Source organism: Bacillus inaquosorum KCTC 13429, assembly GCF_000332645.1.
Lineage (GTDB): Bacteria > Bacillota > Bacilli > Bacillales > Bacillaceae > Bacillus > Bacillus inaquosorum.
Map to the genome: position 1 here is coordinate 433,724 of NZ_AMXN01000002.1, position 20,559 is coordinate 454,282.

Below are 20,559 nucleotides of genomic sequence, written 5' to 3' on the forward strand. Positions count from 1 at the left end.
AAAAGATAAAATCCTTTTTACTCTTCTCTCAATTCTTTCTTTAGACTCATAAAAAATAATCTAAATGGCAGAACCAGAATAAGAGCGGCTGCAATATTTAATAAAATTGTCGGTATAAACCGGTCAAGTACAAATCCGTTAAACGTCATGATGTCTTTATGAATCAAAGACTGAATGCCGAATACGTAAAATTCGAGCAGGCAGACAGCGAGAACAGCTATCAATATCACCACAAATGCGTTTGTATGCAGCACTTTAAACGCTTTTGAAGCCAAATAGCATAACCCGGCAAAACCAAACATATAAACGCCTAATAGACTTGTATAATTCATGTCATATAGAAGACCAAAAATAAAGCCGTAAATCATCGCGTGTTTTTGGTTGATGAAAGCCGACATAAATATCAGTACAAGCATCAGAAAACGCGGGACGAGCACCTGATCATCTGTAACGAACGGAAAATGCACCAGATCTGTAAAAATGCTTTCCGCAGAAAAAACAAGCATCATAACGAAAGGGAGAAGGAAACGCTTCACGATCCTTCCTCCTCTGTATCGACAGTCGGCACATCCCGATTAACAACAATCACATTATTTAAATCGGTAAGGTCAGCCGCAGGTTTTACATAAGCAACTTTTGTTAATCCATAGGAATCTGACTCGATATCAGTCACTTCACCGATTGTCAGCCCCTCTGGGAAAACGCCGCCTGTGCCTGATGTTTCAATAAGATCGCCTTTTTTCACGTCTTGTTTATCCTTGCGCTCAATAATGGTCATCTTAAGACGTTTTTTGTCTTTGTCATATCCTTCGATCAGGCCGTAGCCTTTGCTGCCTTTTTTTCCGGATATTTTCGTCGCGACTCTGTTATTGCGATCAGTATCGCTTAAAAGCTGAACCGTAGACGTAAAATTGTTAAGTCCGGAACTTTTGATCTTGCCGATTAATGCGCCTTTTTCGTTTGTAACAGCCATATCCTTCGCTACATTTTGCTGAGACCCTTTATTAATCGTGACCTGTTTCGCCCAATTATCAGGGCTTCTGGCAATAACCGTCGCTAAAATTGGCTTGTAATCTTTAATCGATTTGACATGGCCAAGCTCGTCACGCAAGGATTTGTTTTCTTCTTCAAGTTCTTGAAGCTTGGCTTCATATTGTGTCTGTCCGTCCAGTTTCTCTCTCAGACGCTCGTTTTCTTTGTATGTGTTTTTTAAATCATCAATGTTCTCAAATATCCCTGCAAAAAATTCGGCAGGCGTATGAAAAATATTTTGAAATACTCCCGTCGTATCGCCGATCACTTTCTCAGGCCAGGTGGTATTGCGGCCGCCCTTCAGCGAAAATCCAATCATAGCCACCAATATGATAATACACAGAAGTAATAGCATTAACCGTTTATTCGGCATCGTGTTACACCTCTTCTATTGAACTCCCGATTATCTAGTTTTTCCTTTGAAAAGATGGATGTGCTCCAGTGCTTTCCCTGTTCCGATCGCTACACAATCAAGCGGGTCTTCGGCGATAAGGACCGGCATTTTTGTTTCTTCGCTGATGACTTTATCCAAATTGCGAAGAAGCGCTCCGCCGCCGGTTAACACAATACCTCTGTCCATAATATCAGCTGCTAGCTCAGGCGGTGTTTTTTCAAGTGTGCTCTTCACTGCTTCAACAATTGTAGATACAGTGTCACGCAGAGCATTAGAAATTTCTTTTCCTGTAATTTCGATTGTTTTCGGCAGACCTGTCAGTAAATCGCGTCCGCGGATTTCCATATTATCGGATTCTTCAGGAGCTTCTGCAGATCCGATCTCCATTTTAATCGCTTCAGCCGTACGGTCACCAATCATCAGATTGTACGTTTTTCTGATGTAGTTGATAATTGCATCATCCATCTCATCACCGGCTACACGGATCGATTGAGACGTTACAATGCCTCCGAGGGAAATAATTGCAACCTCTGTCGTACCGCCCCCGATATCAACAACCATGCTTCCAGTCGGTTCCCAAACTGGCAGATTGGCTCCGATTGCTGCGGCAAACGGCTCCTCAATCGGATACGCATCACGCGCTCCCGCCTGTCTTGTCGCATCGATGACAGCGCGTTCCTCAACAGCTGTAATGCCTGATGGAACACAAACCATCACATATGGTTTTCTGGCAAACATGCCTTTATTTTTTATAGCTTGATTGATGTAATATTTCATCATCGTAGCCGTTGTTTCATAATCAGCGATAACGCCGTCTTTCATCGGGCGAAGAGCTACCACGTTGCCAGGTGTCCGTCCGATCATATTTTTCGCATCATTTCCGACAGCAACAATCGACTTCGTATCCGTTTGCAAAGCGACAACTGAAGGCTCTCTGACAACAATTCCTTTTCCTTTTACAAAAACAAGCGTATTCGCAGTTCCAAGATCTATACCAAGGTCTCTTGTACCAATTCCAAACATATGTATGTATCTTCCTTTCTTAAAGCAAAAATACCCTAAAGGGAAAAACTCATAAACTCTATTATAGCTTAATTCGACGAAAAAAAAAGTGTTACAAATATCCTTTTTCCTTTAAACTCACAAATTTTTTGTCCCCGATCACCAAATGGTCAAGAAGCTCGATGCCAATCAGGTTTCCGCATTCAAACAGCCGTCTTGTCACTTCAATATCTTCCCTGCTCGGCGTCGGATCTCCAGAAGGATGATTGTGAACACAGATAAAGGAAGCGGCAGATCGTTTAAACGCTTCTTTAAACACCTCCCGAGGGTGGACAATAGATGAATTCAGGCTTCCGATAAATACGGTGCGTTTATGGATGACTTGGTTTTTTGTATTTAAGTATAAACAGACAAAATGCTCCTGGGTTAAAAAGCGCATATCCTCCATGACAAGATTTGCGCCGTCTTCCGGGGAGCGAATGACGAAATGTTCTTCGTTGGCTAATTTATGAATCCGGCTTCCAAGCTCAACTGCCGCCAGTATTTGGACCGCTTTTACCATACCGATTCCCGGAATGCTTGACAGCTCTTCAACTGACGCTTCTTTCAGCAGACGCAGCCCGTCAAAAGAGCGCAGCAGCCGGTTTGACAGGTCCATAACAGATTCGTGTTTAGTGCCTGTCCGCAATAATATAGCCAAAAGTTCATGATTCGCTAAGTTCTCGGCTCCGACTTTCAGAAGCCGTTCTCTTGGCTTTTCTTTCGTTGGGAAATCTCTGAGTTTTAATGGCAGATCGTGTATGATCAAGCACTCCTTTTCTTTCCCTTCCCGTTTATAGAACTGTCATCCCTTCATATCAAAATGGCGAAGAGCTCTCATCGTTTTTGATATAGGAAGGCCCATGACTGAATAATAATCTCCGTCTATTTTCTTTACAAAAAGCGCGCCTCTTCCTTGGATGCCGTATGCACCTGCTTTATCCATCGGCTCTTTTGTTTCAATATAAGTCCAAATCTCTTCTTCACTGAGGGGCCAAAACGTAACTTCTGTCTTATCATAAAAAGTTTCGCTGTGATTTTCGGCTTGTATGCTGACCGCAGTTATCACTGAATGACTTCGGCCTGAAAGCCTCCGCAGCATAGAAGCGGCTTCTTCTTGATCTTGCGGTTTGCCGAGACATTCGCCGTCCAGGCATACCATTGTATCAGCGCCGATAACGATTGCATGCGGATGGAGATCAGCTACAGCCTTAGCTTTTTGTTTTGCCAACCATTGGACGTTTTCTTCAGGTGAAAAGTTTCGATTTAATTTTTCCTCTACTTCACTGACAATAATGGAGTAGGGCAGCTGGAGAAGATCGAGGAGTTCTTTCCTGCGCGGAGATTGTGATGCAAGTATTAGCGGCTTTGTCATGTTTGTCATCCTTTCAGGGTTTGCTTAAGAAAAAAAGATACTCGTTTATCCTACCAAATCACGAGGCTTGTCACAATTTCAGAAAAATAACTTTTTCATGACAAAATAAAAAAAGCCTGTCACTAAAGGACGAAGGCTCAGGCATTTTCTCTTATTTAATGACGGCTAACAGCTCCTGCTGAGCCTTCCACCCGGCTTCAGCACTTGGGTCCTCTAATTCTTTTAATGCCTGCAAAATCGCTTTTTTCTCTCCTCCTTCAGACGCTTCTGTTTTGCCAAGCGACTTTTCTATTTTCTCTACACTCGCTTTTGTAATGTCTTCACCAAGAATCGCCTTTGCTGCAAGCTCCGCTGTTTCCTTGAACGAATCTGTCATATCTGACTCTATTGATAAGGAAAGCTCCTTGCCTCCCCAAGCTTCAAAATCGCTGTCGATCAAAAGCTGTCCTAACTGCTGTGACACTTCCTTATCACCGGCTAAGCCTGCGATGACGTACGTATACCCGTCATCCTTTGACAGTGACACGGCGGAGTAGCCTTTTGCGGTCAGTTGTTCAGTTAACGTTTCGGCACCCTTTTCATTTGAGAATTTTCCGGCTTGTACAGCGTACGTTTTATATGTACCTTCAGTTTGTGCCGCTTGTTTTTCTGTACCTGAGCTTTGTTTTTCAGCAGAAGTATCTCCGGCTTTTGCTGTTTGGCTTCCTAGAGAATCATCTAAAGAGGCCGGTGCCGACGCTTCTTTATTGCCCGAGATGTTTAACGCGAATAACCCTAATCCAGTGCCTATGACGGCCGCAAAGGCAATCGTCGCCGCCACTTTTTTTACCGGCTTGGCCGCCCCGGACTTTCCTTTTGAATACAGCTTTGTTTTTTTCTTTTGATAGGACGGAACAACTTTTGGATCCTCTTTAAACACCTTGTCCTCCTCGGAATCCCAGTTAAATTCATCTTCATCAGGATGTTCATGGGATGCCGCAACCTCTTGCTCTGCCTTTCTCTTTTCCTCCCAATTTGAAAATGTCATGCTTTTTTCCGTCTCAGTCTCAGGCGTCTCCTGTTCGTAAACCGTCTCTTCTTTTCCATTAATCGTCACCTTGAGGGCTTTTTCTGCGGCTTTACTGTTTTTTTTATTCTTTCTTTTTTTCAATTCCGCTTCCTCCCTTCATTTGCTTGACCGTTCTTGTCGGCTTTTCATGCTACACACTTTAGCACAGGCGAAAAAAAAAAGAACAAGACTTTTGTCGTCTTGTCCAAAAAACGTTCGTCAAATTTTTCAGCAGTCAGCCCAATGCCATTTTGATATAAAAAGAAATGATAGAGTCACCGTATAAATAAGCTAAAATGCTCCCTGCAGCAATTGCGGGGGCAAAGGGAAGCGGCTGTCTTTTGGCGAGTCTTCCAGTCAGGACAGCTGCCGCTCCATACAATGCACCTATCAAAACAGAAAAGAAAAAGGCAGCTGCCATCATTTTCACACCAAGTACAAAGCCAATCACCGCAAATAATTTAATATCTCCTCCCCCTATTCCCCCATGGGTGATTGCGGCAATTAAGGCCAGGAATAGAAATCCGGCGGCCGCACCTAACAGGCCGGCATACCAGGAATCAAGCGGAGAAATCAATCTTGCAGCGGCCAGAACGGGAACAAAGAAAATTAATATCCGATTTGGTATCAGCATAAAATGAATATCTGTCACTGCAACGATGATGAGAAGAGAGATAAACACGAGAGCGGGAAACAGTTCCGGAGACGGGCCAAAGCGTATTCCTGCTGCCGCAAATAAACACGCTGTCACAAGCTCTGCCACAGGATACATAAAAGAAATTCTGTGCCCGCAGCTTTTACATTTGCCTATTTGGAAAAGGAATGACAGGATGGGGATTAATTCTGCCGGGGTTAATGTCCGCCGGCAAAACGAGCATGCCGAACGGGGCGTGATAATGGATATATGTAAGGGGATACGGCACCCGGCCGTATAATAAAATGAACCAAGGATAAGCCCGAGGATAAAGAGAATGGGAAGCATAGACAACACACCTTTACTCACTGTAGATTCTGGTATGGATTGTAGCAGAGTGAGCGGCCTGAACTCTAATCGGGAATATTCAATTTTACACATAAAAAACCCCGGCAGAATCTCATTTTCGATACTGCCGGGTGGATGCCTTTATTGCAACCTTTTGCGGATTTCAGAAATAAAATAAAGCGATCCGGTAATGAGCACAATTTCATTTGAGCCCTTTTTGCTTTCTATGAATTCAATCACATTGTCCGGGTCCTCATTCCAGCTTTTATTGCTGATTTCACTTGCATCATAGAGATCTTTTGCAAGAGAAGCACGCGGGAAATCAAAAGAAGCAAAATGGATCGCATGCGCTATGGTTTCCAATCTCTTAATCATATTGTGATACGGTTTGTCCTTTAACGCGCTAAATACCACAGAAATGCGGGAGTCAGGGAAACGCTGCTTCATCGTTTCCACCAGCTTTTCAACGCCTTCTTCGTTATGCGCACCGTCTAAGTATACGGGCGGATGTTCTTGAACAAGCTCTAACCGTCCCGGCCAAGCAGCCTTTACCAGCCCGCTTCTTAGCGCTTCATCACTGATATGGGCAATATCCTCCCTATTGAGCCACTCCGCAGCCAAAATGGACAAAGCCGCATTTTGTCTTTGATGGGTGCCGATCAGAGATGTTCGAACATCTTCATAACACTTCTCGCCCGTTTTGAATGAAAACTGTTCTCCGGCAGGCAGAGCCTCTTCATTGAAAATAACACATGTATCATGTAATGACTGGAACGGCGCAGCATGTCGTTCAGCTTCATGACGAATGACCTGTAGGGCTTCCGGCTGAATAACAGCTGTAACGATAGGAATACCTTCTTTAATAATTCCGGCCTTTTCCCCAGCAATTTCTTCAATGGTGTTTCCCAAAATGTTCATATGGTCGTGTCCAATGCTTGTGATCACAGTTAAAAGCGGTTCAACCACATTGGTAGAGTCGAATCTACCGCCCAAACCTGTTTCAAAAATAACAAAGTCGACCTTATGAAACTCAGCAAAATATAAAAATGCACAAGCCGTCATAATTTCAAATTCTGTCGGCTGGCCGTAGTCCGTTTGATCTAATGCTTCAACGTGCGGTTTAATCTGATTGACGAGTGTTGTCCATTCCTCATCTGAAATCGGTGTCCCGTTTACGCTGATCCGTTCATTAAACGTAATGATATAAGGTGACGTAAACGTTCCAACCGAATATCCGGCTTCTTGCAGCATAGAACGGATAAAAGCGACAGTTGATCCTTTGCCGTTTGTTCCTGCTACGTGGAACGTGCGGATTTTTTTTTCAGGATGGCCTAACCGCGCCATCAGCTGCTTCATTCGGCCGAGTCCGGGCTTCACTCCGAATTTCAGCCGCCCGTGAATCCAGCTGCGCGCTTCTTCATATGCAGTAAACAATGATAATCCCCTCTTTTATAAGACAAGGCGGTTTCTATAGAAACCGCCCCGGCTTTTCATTAGCCCTTCAGCTCAGCCATTCGTTTTTGAACAGCGTCACGCTTTGCCACATAATCTTTTTCTTTTTCACGTTCTTCATCAATTACGTGCGCAGGCGCTTTTTTCATAAATCCTTCATTACCAAGTTTCTTTTGGACACGCTCGACTTCTTTCGTCAGCTTATCGAATTCTTTTTGCAGACGGGCAATTTCTTCATCAATATTAATTAAGCCTTCTAGCGGAAGAATAACCTCTGCTCCTGAGACAACAGCCGTCATCGCTTTATCAACAGCTTCGATATCAGTGCCGATTTTAAGTACGCTCGGATTCGTAAAGCGTTCAACGTATGAACGGTTCGCCTCGAGGCGGGCTGCTATTTCGTCTGTGCTTGTTTTAATATACAGTTCAACCTGCTTGCTCATTGGCGTATTGACTTCACTGCGGATATTACGTACAGAACGGATCAGCTCAACAAGAAGCTTCATGTCAGCTGCCGCTTCAGTATCAGTATGTTCCGGCACTACAACAGGCCATTGACTTACTGTAATCGATTCCCCTTGGTGAGGAAGGTGCTGCCAAATTTCTTCCGTTAAGAATGGCATAAACGGATGGAGGAGGCGCATCGTTTGATCCAGTACGTAAGCAAGGATAGAACGGGTTGTTTTCTTAGCCGCTTCGTCCTCTCCGTAAAGCGGAAGCTTCGCCATTTCAATATACCAATCACAGAAATCGTCCCAAATAAAGTTATATAAATGGCGCCCGACTTCACCAAATTCATATCGATCAGCAAGCTGGGTCACATGCTCGATCGTTTCATTTAATCGCGTTAAAATCCACTTGTCAGCTACTGATTTTTCGCCTGACAGATCAAGCTCATCGTACGTCATGCCATCCATGTTCATTAATGCAAAACGGGAGGCATTCCAAATTTTATTGGCAAAATTCCAAGTCGATTCCACTTTTTCATAGCTGAAGCGCAGATCCTGGCCAGGAGAGCTTCCAGTCGCAAGGAAATAACGTAAAGAATCGGCTCCGTACTTGTCAATGACATCCATCGGATCGACACCGTTGCCAAGAGATTTACTCATTTTCCGGCCTTGCTCGTCACGGATTAAGCCATGAATTAAAACATCTTTGAACGGGCGCTCTTCTGTAAATTCAATCGCTTGGAAAATCATGCGAGACACCCAGAAGAAAATGATGTCGTACCCTGTAACGAGAACATCTGTCGGATAGTAGCGTTTAAAGTCTTCAGCCGTTACATCAGGCCAGCCCATAGTGGAGAAAGGCCAGAGCGCAGAACTGAACCATGTATCCAGTACATCTGTATCCTGTTCCCAATTTTCGCTGTCCTCAGGCGCTTCAAGCCCAACATATAACTCGCCTGTTTCTTTATGATACCAAGCAGGAATGCGGTGGCCCCACCACAGCTGACGGGAAATACACCAGTCGCGGATGTTTTCCATCCAGTGTAAATACGTTTTTTCGAAACGGTCAGGCACAAAGTTAACTTTTTCTTCTTTCTTTTGCAGCTCAATCGCTGCATCAGCAAGCGGCTGCATGCGCACAAACCATTGTGTTGAAAGATAAGGCTCCACAACAGCCCCGCTTCGTTCACTATGGCCGACAGAGTGCATATGATCTTCGATTTTGAAGAGAACTCCCGCCTCCTGTAAATCTTTCACGAGCTTTTTGCGGCATTCAAAACGATCCATACCTTGATATTGCAGGGCATTTTCATTCATCGTTCCGTCTTCATTCATGACAAGAATTCGTTCTAAATTGTGGCGGTTTCCAAGCTCGAAGTCGTTCGGATCATGAGCAGGCGTAATTTTCACTGCACCTGAACCAAATTCCATATCTACGTAGTCATCACCGACAATCGGAATTTCACGATTTGTAATCGGCAGGATTACCGTTTTTCCGATAAGGTGCTTATAGCGCTCATCTTCAGGGTGAACGGCAACAGCTGTATCACCGAGCATCGTTTCAGGACGTGTCGTCGCAATTTCAATCGAGCCTGAACCGTCTGTGAGCGGATAGCTCATATGATAGAACGCGCCCTGAACATCTTTGTAAATAACCTCAATGTCGGATAGAGCTGTTTTTGTTGCAGGGTCCCAGTTAATAATATATTCGCCTCTGTAGATCAGGCCTTTTTCATAAAGCTTAACGAAAACTTCGCGAACTGCTTTGCTTAAGCCTTCATCCAGCGTAAAGCGTTCACGGGAATAATCAAGGCCAAGCCCTAATTTGGCCCACTGGCTGCGAATAAAGTCAGCGTACTCTTCCTTCCACTTCCATGTTTCTTCGAGGAATTTCTCGCGCCCCAAATCGTAGCGGGATTTGCCTTCTTCACGAAGTTTCGCTTCCACTTTAGCCTGTGTCGCGATGCCGGCGTGGTCCATACCCGGAAGCCACAGCACATCATAGCCCTGCATGCGTTTCATTCTTGTTACAATGTCTTGCAGTGTTGTGTCCCACGCGTGGCCAAGGTGAAGTCTTCCTGTTACGTTTGGCGGCGGAATGACAACAGCATATGGCTCTTTTGTCTGGTCACTGCCCGCTTCAAAAAATTTGCCTTTTAGCCAAAAATCATATCGGTCTTTTTCAACCGCTGCCGGATCGTATTTCGTCGGCATTGTTTGTTCATTTGTTTCCATGATAACCCTCCAGCATGTTTAAAAATGGCTGAGAACGAAAAAAGAGCTTTTCATCCCTATAAAAGGACGAAAAGCTCTTTCGCGGTACCACCTTTTTTCATGAACTCTATCAGTTCATGCACTTATAACGGATAACGGGTGTTTCCCGAATTTCTCTACTCTTCTTTCAAGAAATTATGCTCCCGGGCGACCTTCCAATCAGACAACATAAGAAGCCTTTCAGCAAACGGCTTCTCTCTCTGCATGCGCCTTTTTTGTACTCTTCCCGTTCTAAGCAGGTGTATTTATCAGCTCATTATATACATTATTTATGTTCTTTATTATAGTAAAAGTGTTTTTGATTCGTCAATCATCTTTTCCAAAAACACCGCTTTCTATACAAATGGGCAGGCACCTATTGCCCAAGTTTACATATGATGCTTATAAATGCGTAGAGGAGGATGCACCGTGAAGAAACGATTCAGCTCTTATTCACTGCCGCCGTGGGTCAGGCAAATTCGGCTTGTATCCGCGCAAGTGATTATCCCCATTACAATTTTTCAAGGGATCAGAACTATTTTCTTTCCGACAACCTTTGATGTTTTGCTACTCGCAATCCTAATCTTTTTAGCTTGCGCTCTTCATTTAGAATGGATATAAACAAACAAGTCCGCGCCATTAAGACGTGGACTCGTTTTCAGCCTGAAATTTTTTCTCTTGTTCAATCTGATGAATTTTCATCACAAACGGCTCTATATTTTTCATTTGCCAGTAAGCCTTTAATAAATGCGCACATTCATCTTTTTCATGCTGTCTTTTCCCGGTTTGATAACGGTTCAGCACCTTGTACATGGCTGCCGGATATGCCATATAGCTGAGAAAAAGACTGACTTCGGCTTCACGCAAAGGGAATGATTTCGTGTATGCATAAAACCATTCGACACATTCCGGACAAGCTTTTGGAAAGCCTCTGAACATTTTTGTATAAAAGCCGAGCAAGTCGTTTTGCGGCGGGCCGGCAGACGCTCTTTCGAAGTTTGTGAAATACCCGGTCCCAGCGTCATTATACAGAAAATGGTGTATAGATAGGCTGCCGTGGTTCATCACAACCCTTGAGATGCCCTTTTCTTTTGCCGACTCATACCAGTCCTCCAACCGCTCCAGTGCAAAGTTCACCGCGGAAATGGTTTCTGAAAAATAGGTTACGGCTTGGAGTTCAAAAGGGGAAAGGTACCATTCCTTCTCCGCTCTGTCCACAAACTGTTCATAGAAAATTTTATCATTTTCCCACTTTTTTTTCGTTTGTCCGTAATAACGTTCAATATCATCACGGCTGACCTTCATTTCCTGCGCAGTTCTGTCGTGAAGACGGGCTGCTTCTCTAAATAAATAAGCATGTTTCTGATCCCGTTCTTCCTCTTGGTCAAATTGGAGCCAAGGCATTAAATAATAGGAATCTCCTGATTGTACGCCCGCTGAGAAAAACTCACCGCTATTTGTTCTGTAAACGGGAACAAATGAACGAAAACCTTTTTCCTCAATCGCCACCATATGATCTGTAAACTGTTTGCTGCGAACCGATTTCAATTTTTTCAGGGCGAATACGCCGTAGTCTGTATACACTTTCCATACAAGAGGACTGACAGGCTCAATAAATTGAGCAGTCAGTCCGTATTCCTGAAGAACCGATTGGGTTTCTTCCATTCCATTCACCACATTTTCCGATCGCTTACGGCTTACGCATGGCTGTTGTTATATTGAGGAATATAAAGGATCTGGCCTGCTTTCAATTCATCATCCAAGGCTAAGGAATTCATCCTGATCAGCTGCTGGGAGGTGATTTCATACCGTTCGCATAAACGTTCGATCGTGTCTTCCTGCTGAACAATGCATATTTTCATTCTCGAAAATTCATCCTCTTCTCTCGTAAAGAGTTTTGTTAAATAAAGAGAATTATTACTTTCTTTTGTTTGAGATTCCTTCGTTTCAGCAGCAGGAGTAACCCTAGGAATAGCATCCGCTTCCTTCCTTTCAGTCTCAGAGGTTTCAGGCAGCTGGAAGGATTGAAAAGGTGTTTCTTCCTCAGGCTCTTCAGCCGGAGGTATTTTTCTCACTTCAATTTCAAAGCTTTCTTCCTCTTGTTCTTCCTCCTCCAATAGTTTAGGCGCTGAATAAAAAGAATCCCCATCTTCTTGTTCGGGCAGGAAGGTGCGGTATGCCGGTGCAAGCTCTTCTTCTTGAGATGCCTCCTCCGAGCTTGCTTTTTGATAAGTAGGATGATGTGAATCGGCTTCGGCATTCTCTGCATATGCAGCTGATGCTGGTTTCCTCTCTCTACTTTCCTCTATAGAGAGAACCGCCTCATTCACAGTCTCCGAAGCTTCATCCGCTTCTTGACGGAGTGCGGGCTCAGCGTGCTCCGGTTGATCTGTTTCTTTCTCTTCTTGACGAAGTACAGGCTCAGCGTGTTTCGGTTGATCTGCTTTTTTCTCTTCTTGACGAAGTGCAGGCTCAGCCTGTTCCGGTTGATCTGCTTTTTTCTCTTCTTGACGAAGTGCAGGCTCAGCCTGTTCCGGTTGATCTGCTTCTTTCTCTTCTTGACGAAGTGCGGGCTCAGCCTGTTCCGGTTGATCTGCTTCTTGACGAAGTACTGGCTCAGCCTGTTTCGATTGATCTGCTTCTTGACGAAGTACTGGCTCAGCCTGTTTCGATTGATCTGCTTCTTTCTTTTCTTGATGAAGTGCGGGCTCAGCCTGTTCCGGTTGATCTGCTTCTTGACGAAGTACTGGCTCAGCCTGTTTCGATTGATCTGCTTCTTGACGAAGTGCGGGCTCAGCCTGTTTCGATTGATCTGCTTCTTTCTCTTCTTGGCGAAGTACGGGCTCAGCCTGTTCCGATTGATCTGCTTCTTGACGAAGTACAGGCTCAGCCTGCTCCGGTTGATCTGCTTCTTCATTTTGAGCCTCTTGACGCAACGCATATTCAAGAATAGAGGACACTGGTGTTTCTGCTTTTTCCTCTTCAATTGCAGTCTCTTCTTGTAGCTCAGCTTCCAAAGCAGGCGATTCTTCTGCTCCAGAACCTTCACAAAGCTCTGCCTCTGCTGGAGAGTCCGCGTCTTTCCGAACATCTGCTAATGCAGCTGCTGGCTCTGGCGTTTCTTTTTCTGCTTTAACGATCTCTTGAATTTCTATTTCTGATGCATTAGGTTTTGGCTCAGCTTCTTCTGTTTCCGATTCTTCACGAGACTCCGCTTCCGGCACTACAAGCTCTGCTGGCTCGACTTCTTCTTTCACACCTTCTCGCGCCTCTGGTTCTGAAGCAACTGATTCCGGCGGCGCAGATTCTGATTTTTCTGTTTCCAACTCTTCACGAAGCCCGGTTTTCGAGACAAAAAGTTCTGGCGGTTCATCCTGCATAATTGCTTCCTCTGCCGGAGCTGCATCCGTTTCTAATGCACTGTGTATCGGCGGCTCAGAAAGCTCTTCCTCTCTAAATGCCGCAGGAGCTTCATATAGAGGAATCTCCGGCTCTTTATCTGCCGTATCATCCAAAAGCCCTTCGATCGCTAAATCAGCCTGAATCGTTAGAATACGCGAATCCGTTAATTGATAGTCAAATGCGTCAATAAAGACGAAGACATCCTGTAAATGGCTCACTTTATTTTTCGGAATGGTAATATCCACAGGAAAACAGTGAGTCAGTTCCGCACTTCCATCCTCTCTCTTTCTGACTTCTTCAACAAACCGCTTATCTGTATAAAACTCTTCAGTATGTTTGTTTTGATCTATGTTGTACTCACCTGTAAGTTCAAGCGATCCTCTGATTGATACATAATCATTTACTTCCTGAACCCTAATATCAGGATCTAATGAAATAGAAAGCAGTTCAGAAACTTCCTGTCCTTTTTGGAAACAGACCGATTCTTCTACAGAAAATTGCAATCGATGATTTTGCGGCAAGTTCATATCCTCCTTTCATCTAATCCTTAAAATTAGATGTCACTAAAGGTGTATGTATGAACTGGGGAAAATATGAGTGGGAGAGCACAGAAAAAACCGGTACAAGAATGTCCTTGATACCGGTTTTTCACTCTTATCCGCGGCTGATCTCAGCGAATACTTTCTCAGCTGCCTGGATTGTTTTTTCAATATCTTCATCAGTATGGGCCGTTGAAAGGAAAAGGCCTTCGAATTGTGATGGCGGAAGGAATACACCTTCATTTGCCATCCCTTTATAATATTTAGCAAACAGCTTTAAATCAGATGATTTAGCTGTTTCATAATTGATGACAGGTTCGTTTGTAAAGAAGAAACCGATCATCGAACCTGCCCGGTTAAAGGTATGCGGAATGCCATGAGCCTCAGCCGCTTTTGAAATGCCTTCTTCCAGCCTGTCACCTTTTTTGATGAAATTCTTGTAGGAATCAGGTGTCAGCTGTTTTAATGTTTCTAAGCCAGCCGTCATCGCAAGCGGGTTGCCTGACAATGTACCAGCCTGATAAATCGGACCGCTCGGAGCGATCTGCTCCATGATTTCAGCCTTGCCTCCATAAGCGCCGACAGGAAGTCCGCCCCCGATCACTTTTCCTAAACAAGTCAGATCAGGCGTTACGCCGAAATAGCCTTGAGCACAGTTATAATCGACCCGGAAGCCTGTCATCACTTCATCAAAAATCAGCAGAGAACCGTATTGCTCAGTGATATCACGCAGACCTTGCAGGAAGCCATCTTGCGGCGGAACAACTCCCATATTTCCGGCAACCGGCTCTACGATAACACCCGCAATGTCTTCACCGAATTGCTGGAAAGCAAGCTTTATACTTTCTAAATCATTGTACGGAACGGTGATGGTGTTTTTCGCAATGCCTTCAGGCACACCAGGGCTGTCAGGCAGACCAAGAGTGGCCACTCCTGAACCTGCTTTAATCAAGAGAGAATCGCCGTGCCCGTGGTAGCAGCCCTCAAATTTTAAAATCTTGTTGCGGCCTGTATATCCTCTAGCCAAACGAAGGGCACTCATTGTGGCCTCTGTTCCGGAGCTGACCATTCGTACAATTTCTACAGATGGCACACGATCAATGACGAGTTGTGCCAGTTCATTTTCCACCTCAGTCGGAGCCCCGAAGCTTGTCCCGTATTCAGCCACTTTTTTGAGGCTCTCTACGACGCGGTCATTTGTATGCCCTAAAATTAAAGGTCCCCATGACAAGACGTAGTCAATATATTCATTACCGTCAATATCAAAGATTTTTGAGCCTTTTCCGCGCTCCATAAAAATCGGGTCCATGTCTACCGATTTAAATGCGCGAACGGGACTGTTCACACCGCCCGGCATGAGTTTTTGCGCTTCTTTAAAAGCCGCTTTTGATTTTTCATAGCTTCTCATCTGCCTCAACTCCTGTCAACTGAATAAAATTACTCCGCAAGCCATTTCGCTGCGTCTTTCGCATGGTACGTAATAATTAGATCGGCACCTGCGCGCTTCATGCTTGTCAAAATTTCTAGCACAATTTCTTTTTCTTTGATCCAGCCGTTCTGCGCTGCAGCCTTCACCATAGAATACTCTCCGCTTACATTATAAGCGACGAGCGGCAAAGTAAACTCATTTTTCACGTCACGCATGATATCCATATATGAAAGTGAAGGTTTGACAATTAAAAAGTCCGCGCCTTCCTCAACATCTGATTGTGCTTCGCGGAGTGCTTCCATACGGTTGGCAGGGTCCATCTGATATGTTTTGCGGTCCCCGAATTGCGGCGTGCTGTTTGCTGCATCACGGAACGGACCGTAAAACTCACTTGAATATTTTACAGCGTAAGACATGATTGGAATATTGACGAATCCTTCTTTATCAAGCGCTTCTCTGATCACTGTAACAAATCCGTCCATCATGTTTGATGGCGCAATGATATCCGCACCAGCTCTCGCTTGGCTGACAGCTGTCTGCGCCAAAAGCTCCAGCGATTCATCATTGAGGATGACTCCGTCTTTGACAAGTCCGCAATGGCCGTGGTCTGTATATTCGCATAAGCATGTATCAGCGACAACAACCATCTCAGGGAAGTGTTTTTTAATTTCTGTGATGGCTTTTTGAACGATGCCGTGATCATGGTACGCTTGCGTTCCGCAATCATCTTTTTCTTCCGGGATGCCAAACACGATGACAGATTGAATGCCCAGTTTGACCAACTCTGCCACTTCATCCTTCAATAGATCTAATGATACATGGTAAACATCAGGCATTGACGGAACAGCTTTTTTGCCTTCCAGCCCTTCAACGACAAAAATCGGATAAATAAAATCTGATGGATGCAAACGTGTTTCCTTTACCATCTCTCTCATTGTTTTTGAGGACCGCAGGCGGCGGTGTCTGTTAAATAATTGACTCATATTCTCTCTTCCTCTCTTGACATGCTGCACATTAACTCAAGCATGCCGTCTATTGTAAATGTGTCAGGCGTATGTGATGTGATGCCATACGACAGCAGGGCGTCCCTTGTTAAAGGTCCGATGCTGATACATGACGTCCTGTTCGCCTGCCACTTTTTCAATTCTTCTCCTAAGACATGCATAAACGTATGTACGGTTGATGAACTCGTAAATGTCACATAGTCAAATGAATATTGGCCCGCAGCCTCTTTCAGTGCAACGATGCCTTCTTCATCCGGAATCGTTTCGTAAACAACCCATTCCTTCACTTCAAAACCAAGCGGGACAAGTTCTTGTTTGATCACATCACGTGACAAATTGCCTTTAATCACTGTAATTCGTTCCGCCGGTTCAGCATGCTGCTTAAGGGCCTCCGCCAATTGTTCAGCGATATAGTCCTTAGGCATTACATCAACCGATACGTTATGCGTTTCCAAGCGGCGAGCCGTTTTTTCACCAACAGCCGCAATTTTTTTATGAGCAGGAAGAAAAAGCTGATTTTCCTGTAGATAAGAAAAAAAGAAGTCCGCTCCGTTCACACTTGTAAAAACAAGCCAACCAGGCGCAGCAAGATCCTCTTTCACCTGTTTCGCAACATCATTCGGCAAAGCGCGTCGAAACGTAATCAAAGAGGTCAAAACCGCTTTTCCACCAAGCGCCTCCACTTTTTGCTGAAACGATTTTGCCTGCGCCTTATTCCGGGTGACTAGCACTGTTTTTCCTTTCAGCGGAAAATCATTTTCCATCCTCATCAAGCTCCCGTTTTACACGATCAATTAATTCTTTGGCTCCTTTGTCAGCCATAAGAGCGGCACAGCGCTTTCCGACTTCCTCCGGATCGTTTCCGGTGACGGTTTCTTTAAAAATGATTTTGCCGTCAGGAGAAGCGACAAGCCCTGTCAATTCAATTTCATCCTGTCCGTTTAACACTGAGTAGCCTGCGATCGGAACCTGGCAGCCGCCCTCCATCGCGTTTAAATAAGCACGTTCCGCCAACACGGTCCGTTTTGTATATTCATCTGTAAACTGAGAAAACAACGCCAATAGCTCTTCATCAGATTCTCGGCACTCAATTGCCAGTGCTCCTTGGCCCACAGCAGGCAAACAGCGCTCAGGCTCGAGAAATTCGGTTACGACATCTTGCTTCCAGCCCATTCTGGAAAGGCCGGCAGCAGCTAAAATAATCGCGTCATAATCCTCAGTTTCCAGCTTTTGAAGTCTCGTATCTATATTACCCCTAATCCATTTAATTGTAATGTCAGGACGCTCGATCAAAAGCTGTGCGCTTCTTCTTAAACTGCTTGTGCCAATAACAGCGCCTTCCTTCATTTCTGAAAGCTTTACGCGATTCTTTGAAATAAGGGCGTCACGAGGGTCTTCCCGTTCAGGAATACAGCCGATCACAAGTCCTTCAGGCAAAACAGCAGGCATGTCCTTCATGCTGTGTACCGCCATATCAATGTCTTCATTTAAAAGCGCTTGTTCAATCTCTTTGACAAACAGCCCTTTCCCGCCCACTTTTGAGAGCGTAACGTCGACGATCCGGTCGCCCTTTGTCACGATTTCTTTTATTTCAAAGGTAAACGAAGGATTGATTTCTTTTAGTTTTTGAATGACCCATTTTGTTTGAGTCATAGCGAGTTTGCTCCGTCTGGAACCTACCTTAATCGTTCTCATATTTTTCTTTCCTCCCGAATCTGCTTGGGACATCATTTAACTGAACCAATGGAATTGCGACAGGCTTCCCAGCAGGAAATAATTGATCATCAGCACGAGAAAACAAGCCGTATTCCACAGTGCAGCGACCTTTCCTTGCAGCTCTTTAATCAGCCTGATATAAAGATAGTAGCTGTACAGCAGCAGGACGACAAACGAACCAAGCACTTTGGCATCGAACCAATACAGCGTTTCTAGTGAGACATACGCCCAAATGACGCCGAGAATCAAACTCAGCAACAGCATCGGAACCCCGATGACATTCAGAACATATGCCATATAATCAAGCTTAGACAAATCTTCTATTCTCAACAGCCATTTTCCCCATTTTTTCTTTTTCAGCAGATGATATTGAAACATATATAGCACAGAAAAAACGAAAGAAAGGGAAAAAGCGCCGTATGAAAGAATCGCCATTGTAATATGAATCACCAAAAGCTCGGATACTAGCTGCCCGGAAAAAGCAGCTGACTGCTGCTCTGTCGGTGAAAAGGTATGAATGGCGATCATAGAGAATCCTATTACATTTGTAAAAAACACGATAAAGTCAACTCGTAACAGCTTTGTTAAAACAAGTGACAGCGTGACAAGCACCCAGGCATAAAAATAAAGCGCCTCCGTCACATTTAATACTGGAAACCGCCCCGTCACCCACATAAAATAGGCCAAATACACGGTTTGCAGAGTCCAGACAATAGAAAGCAACCAGAAGGCCATTTTTCCAGCCTTCCGGTTGTGTTGAAGAAAATCTATAAAATAAAAGAGTACACTTAATGCGTAAATGACGATTGTTCCCTCATTAAGTCTTGCCATTGCAGTATCAATCATTCAGCATTCACTCACTTACAAGTGGGGCAAAGCCCGCTTTTGATTCAGCCTTCTTAAAAGAATGGACCTTTTGGCTGCTTTCGACAGTTTTTATCATTTGACGGCCTGCAGCTTCTTCAATATCAAAGATCTGCATAAACAAGGCCAGCTTTTCTTCAGAATCAGCATCTGCTGCAAGCTCTTTCACCTTTAATATCGGATCGCGCAGCATTTGATTAATGATACTTTTGGTATGTTTGTTCAACAGTTTTTTCTCTCTTGTGCTTAAGTGCGGCAGCTTCCGCTCGATACTGTCCATCGTTTCTGACTGGATGGCAAGCGCCTTTTCGCGCAATGCGGAAATAACTGGCACAACTCCAAGTGTATTCAGCCATTGTTTAAACTCCACAATGGTTTCTTCAATTAACAGTTCAACTTTTTCAGCGGTTTCTCTCCGCTCTTTCATGTTCGCCTCTACAATGCCTTCCAGATCATCGATATCATAAAGGAAAACACCTTCAAGGTCATTCAGCGCCGGATCAAGATCTCTTGGCACAGCAATGTCCACCATAAACAGCGGACGTCCCTTACGAAGCTTATTCGCGTTTTCCATCATCTCTTTGGACACGACAAAATCACTTGCGCCGGTTGAACTGATTAGAATATCGGCCTCCGCAAGCGCGCTTTCAAGCTGATTCAAGCTTCTCGCTTCACCGGAGAAACGGTCTGCAAGCTCCTTCGCTTTCAAGTAAGTTCGGTTAATGACAGTAACCTTGCCGATTCCCTGCCCGTGCAGGTTTTCCGCTGCAAGCTCGCCCATTTTTCCCGCACCGAGAATCAAGATGTGCTTGCTTGAAAGATTTCCGAAGATTTTTTTCGCAAGTTCAACTGCTGCATAGCTTACTGACACTGCATTTGAGCCAATGTCTGTTTCAGCGTGAGTCCGTTTGCCCACCGTAACAGCCTGCTTAAACAGCTCATTAAAAATCGTCCCGATCGTTTTTTCTTGCTGAGCTGTTTTAAAGCTGTCGCGCACCTGGCCGAGAATCTGCGTTTCGCCAATCACCATCGAATCAAGTCCGCAGGCTACACGGAATAAATGCTCAACAGCCGCGTCGCTCTCGTAAAATGTTAAGAACGGTGACAGCTCTTCTTTGCTTAGTTGAAACCAATCAGCTAAAAACTTTTTTATATAATAACGGCCGGTATGGAGCTGGTCGACTACCGCATAAATTTCGGTGCGGTTGCAGGTGGAAACGATGATGTTTTCAAGAATGCTTTTCTCTTCTTTCAGCTGCACCATCGCTTCTGCCAGCTCATTTGGCTGAAAGCTTACTTTTTCACGTATCTCAATAGGGGCGGATTTATAATCTACTCCCACAACAAGTATATGCATCGCTTTAATTACACCCCCAACACCCAATCTTTATTTATAATCATTCTAACATAGAACTCATTATTTATAATAATTATAACATAGTTTCTTTCGTAAAATGTGAACAGATTTTAAAATTCTTATGCTATATTAGAAAAAGCTTCACGCAAAAGAAGCATTCCTATTGACAATACCAAAAACAGCAGATTTTTACTACACATCAGCTCTAAAAAACAAGAAGGT

General features: G+C 44.3%; 18 protein-coding genes and 1 other annotated feature. Of the genes, 1 reads left to right on the forward strand and 17 read right to left on the reverse strand.

What is annotated here, in order from left to right:
- Window positions 1–17 precede the first annotated feature (17 nt).
- From mreD to valS, 9 genes are all read right to left on the reverse strand, one after another.
- Window positions 18–536 carry a rod shape-determining protein MreD gene (gene mreD / locus BSI_RS14305; protein ID WP_003237569.1) on the reverse strand — a complete coding sequence of 173 codons (519 nt, stop codon included), beginning with the start codon at window positions 534–536 and terminating at the stop codon, window positions 18–20.
- A complete protein-coding gene (mreC, locus tag BSI_RS14300; RefSeq protein ID WP_003237571.1) occupies window positions 533–1,405 on the reverse strand; it encodes a rod shape-determining protein MreC in 873 nt (290 codons plus the stop codon). Before mreC ends, mreD begins: the two co-directional genes overlap by 4 nt.
- A 30-nt stretch (window positions 1,406–1,435) precedes the next feature.
- Entirely contained in the window at window positions 1,436–2,449 is a 1,014-nt protein-coding gene (gene mreB / locus BSI_RS14295; protein WP_003237574.1) for a cell shape-determining protein MreB, read from the reverse strand.
- 91 nt (window positions 2,450–2,540) lie between these two features.
- The gene (radC, locus tag BSI_RS14290) at window positions 2,541–3,236 is read right to left on the reverse strand and encodes a RadC family protein (protein WP_003237576.1); all 696 of its coding nucleotides are present in this window, start codon (window positions 3,234–3,236) and stop codon (window positions 2,541–2,543) included.
- A 36-nt stretch (window positions 3,237–3,272) separates the two neighbouring features.
- Complete coding sequence (locus BSI_RS14285) at window positions 3,273–3,842, reverse strand: Maf family nucleotide pyrophosphatase (protein ID WP_003237578.1); 570 nt, start codon at window positions 3,840–3,842, stop codon at window positions 3,273–3,275.
- A gap of 151 nt (window positions 3,843–3,993) precedes the next feature.
- Window positions 3,994–4,992, reverse strand: coding sequence for an SPOR domain-containing protein (locus BSI_RS14280; protein ID WP_003237580.1), 999 nt, complete (start codon window positions 4,990–4,992; stop codon window positions 3,994–3,996).
- A gap of 133 nt (window positions 4,993–5,125) precedes the next feature.
- The gene (locus BSI_RS14275) at window positions 5,126–5,872 is read right to left on the reverse strand and encodes a prepilin peptidase (protein ID WP_003237582.1); all 747 of its coding nucleotides are present in this window, start codon (window positions 5,870–5,872) and stop codon (window positions 5,126–5,128) included.
- Window positions 5,873–6,013: 141 nt separating this feature from the next.
- Complete coding sequence (locus BSI_RS14270) at window positions 6,014–7,306, reverse strand: bifunctional folylpolyglutamate synthase/dihydrofolate synthase (protein WP_003237583.1); 1,293 nt, start codon at window positions 7,304–7,306, stop codon at window positions 6,014–6,016.
- A gap of 59 nt (window positions 7,307–7,365) precedes the next feature.
- Window positions 7,366–10,008, reverse strand: coding sequence for a valine--tRNA ligase (valS, locus tag BSI_RS14265; RefSeq protein WP_003237584.1), 2,643 nt, complete (start codon window positions 10,006–10,008; stop codon window positions 7,366–7,368).
- A 59-nt stretch (window positions 10,009–10,067) separates the two neighbouring features.
- Window positions 10,068–10,290 (reverse strand) — a binding site (T-box leader).
- Window positions 10,291–10,455: 165 nt separating this feature from the next.
- Between valS and BSI_RS14260 the strand changes: the two genes are divergently transcribed.
- Window positions 10,456–10,647, forward strand: coding sequence for a YszA family small membrane protein (locus BSI_RS14260; RefSeq protein WP_003222590.1), 192 nt, complete (start codon window positions 10,456–10,458; stop codon window positions 10,645–10,647).
- Window positions 10,648–10,665: 18 nt separating this feature from the next.
- Here the strand turns inward: BSI_RS14260 and cotN are convergent, their stop codons facing one another.
- The 8 genes from cotN to hemA form a co-directional block, all read right to left on the reverse strand.
- Window positions 10,666–11,691, reverse strand: a complete 1,026-nt coding sequence (cotN, locus tag BSI_RS14255; RefSeq protein WP_003237589.1) for a spore coat protein CotN — start codon at window positions 11,689–11,691, stop codon at window positions 10,666–10,668.
- Window positions 11,692–11,723: 32 nt separating this feature from the next.
- The gene (locus BSI_RS23290; RefSeq protein ID WP_003237591.1) at window positions 11,724–13,949 is read right to left on the reverse strand and encodes a LysM peptidoglycan-binding domain-containing protein; all 2,226 of its coding nucleotides are present in this window, start codon (window positions 13,947–13,949) and stop codon (window positions 11,724–11,726) included.
- 133 nt (window positions 13,950–14,082) lie between these two features.
- The gene (hemL, locus tag BSI_RS14245; RefSeq protein ID WP_003237593.1) at window positions 14,083–15,375 is read right to left on the reverse strand and encodes a glutamate-1-semialdehyde 2,1-aminomutase; all 1,293 of its coding nucleotides are present in this window, start codon (window positions 15,373–15,375) and stop codon (window positions 14,083–14,085) included.
- 29 nt (window positions 15,376–15,404) lie between these two features.
- Window positions 15,405–16,379, reverse strand: coding sequence for a porphobilinogen synthase (gene hemB / locus BSI_RS14240; protein ID WP_003237595.1), 975 nt, complete (start codon window positions 16,377–16,379; stop codon window positions 15,405–15,407).
- Complete coding sequence (hemD, locus tag BSI_RS14235; RefSeq protein WP_003237598.1) at window positions 16,376–17,164, reverse strand: uroporphyrinogen-III synthase; 789 nt, start codon at window positions 17,162–17,164, stop codon at window positions 16,376–16,378. Before hemD ends, hemB begins: the two co-directional genes overlap by 4 nt.
- Window positions 17,154–18,095 carry a hydroxymethylbilane synthase gene (gene hemC / locus BSI_RS14230; RefSeq protein WP_003237600.1) on the reverse strand — a complete coding sequence of 314 codons (942 nt, stop codon included), beginning with the start codon at window positions 18,093–18,095 and terminating at the stop codon, window positions 17,154–17,156. Before hemC ends, hemD begins: the two co-directional genes overlap by 11 nt.
- Before the next feature lie 36 nt (window positions 18,096–18,131).
- A complete protein-coding gene (locus tag BSI_RS14225) occupies window positions 18,132–18,962 on the reverse strand; it encodes a cytochrome c biogenesis protein (RefSeq protein ID WP_003222575.1) in 831 nt (276 codons plus the stop codon).
- Between the two features lie 7 nt (window positions 18,963–18,969).
- Window positions 18,970–20,337 (reverse strand): glutamyl-tRNA reductase, encoded by a 1,368-nt coding sequence (hemA, locus tag BSI_RS14220; RefSeq protein WP_003237602.1) that lies wholly within the window; start codon window positions 20,335–20,337, stop codon window positions 18,970–18,972.
- Window positions 20,338–20,559: the final 222 nt, after the last annotated feature.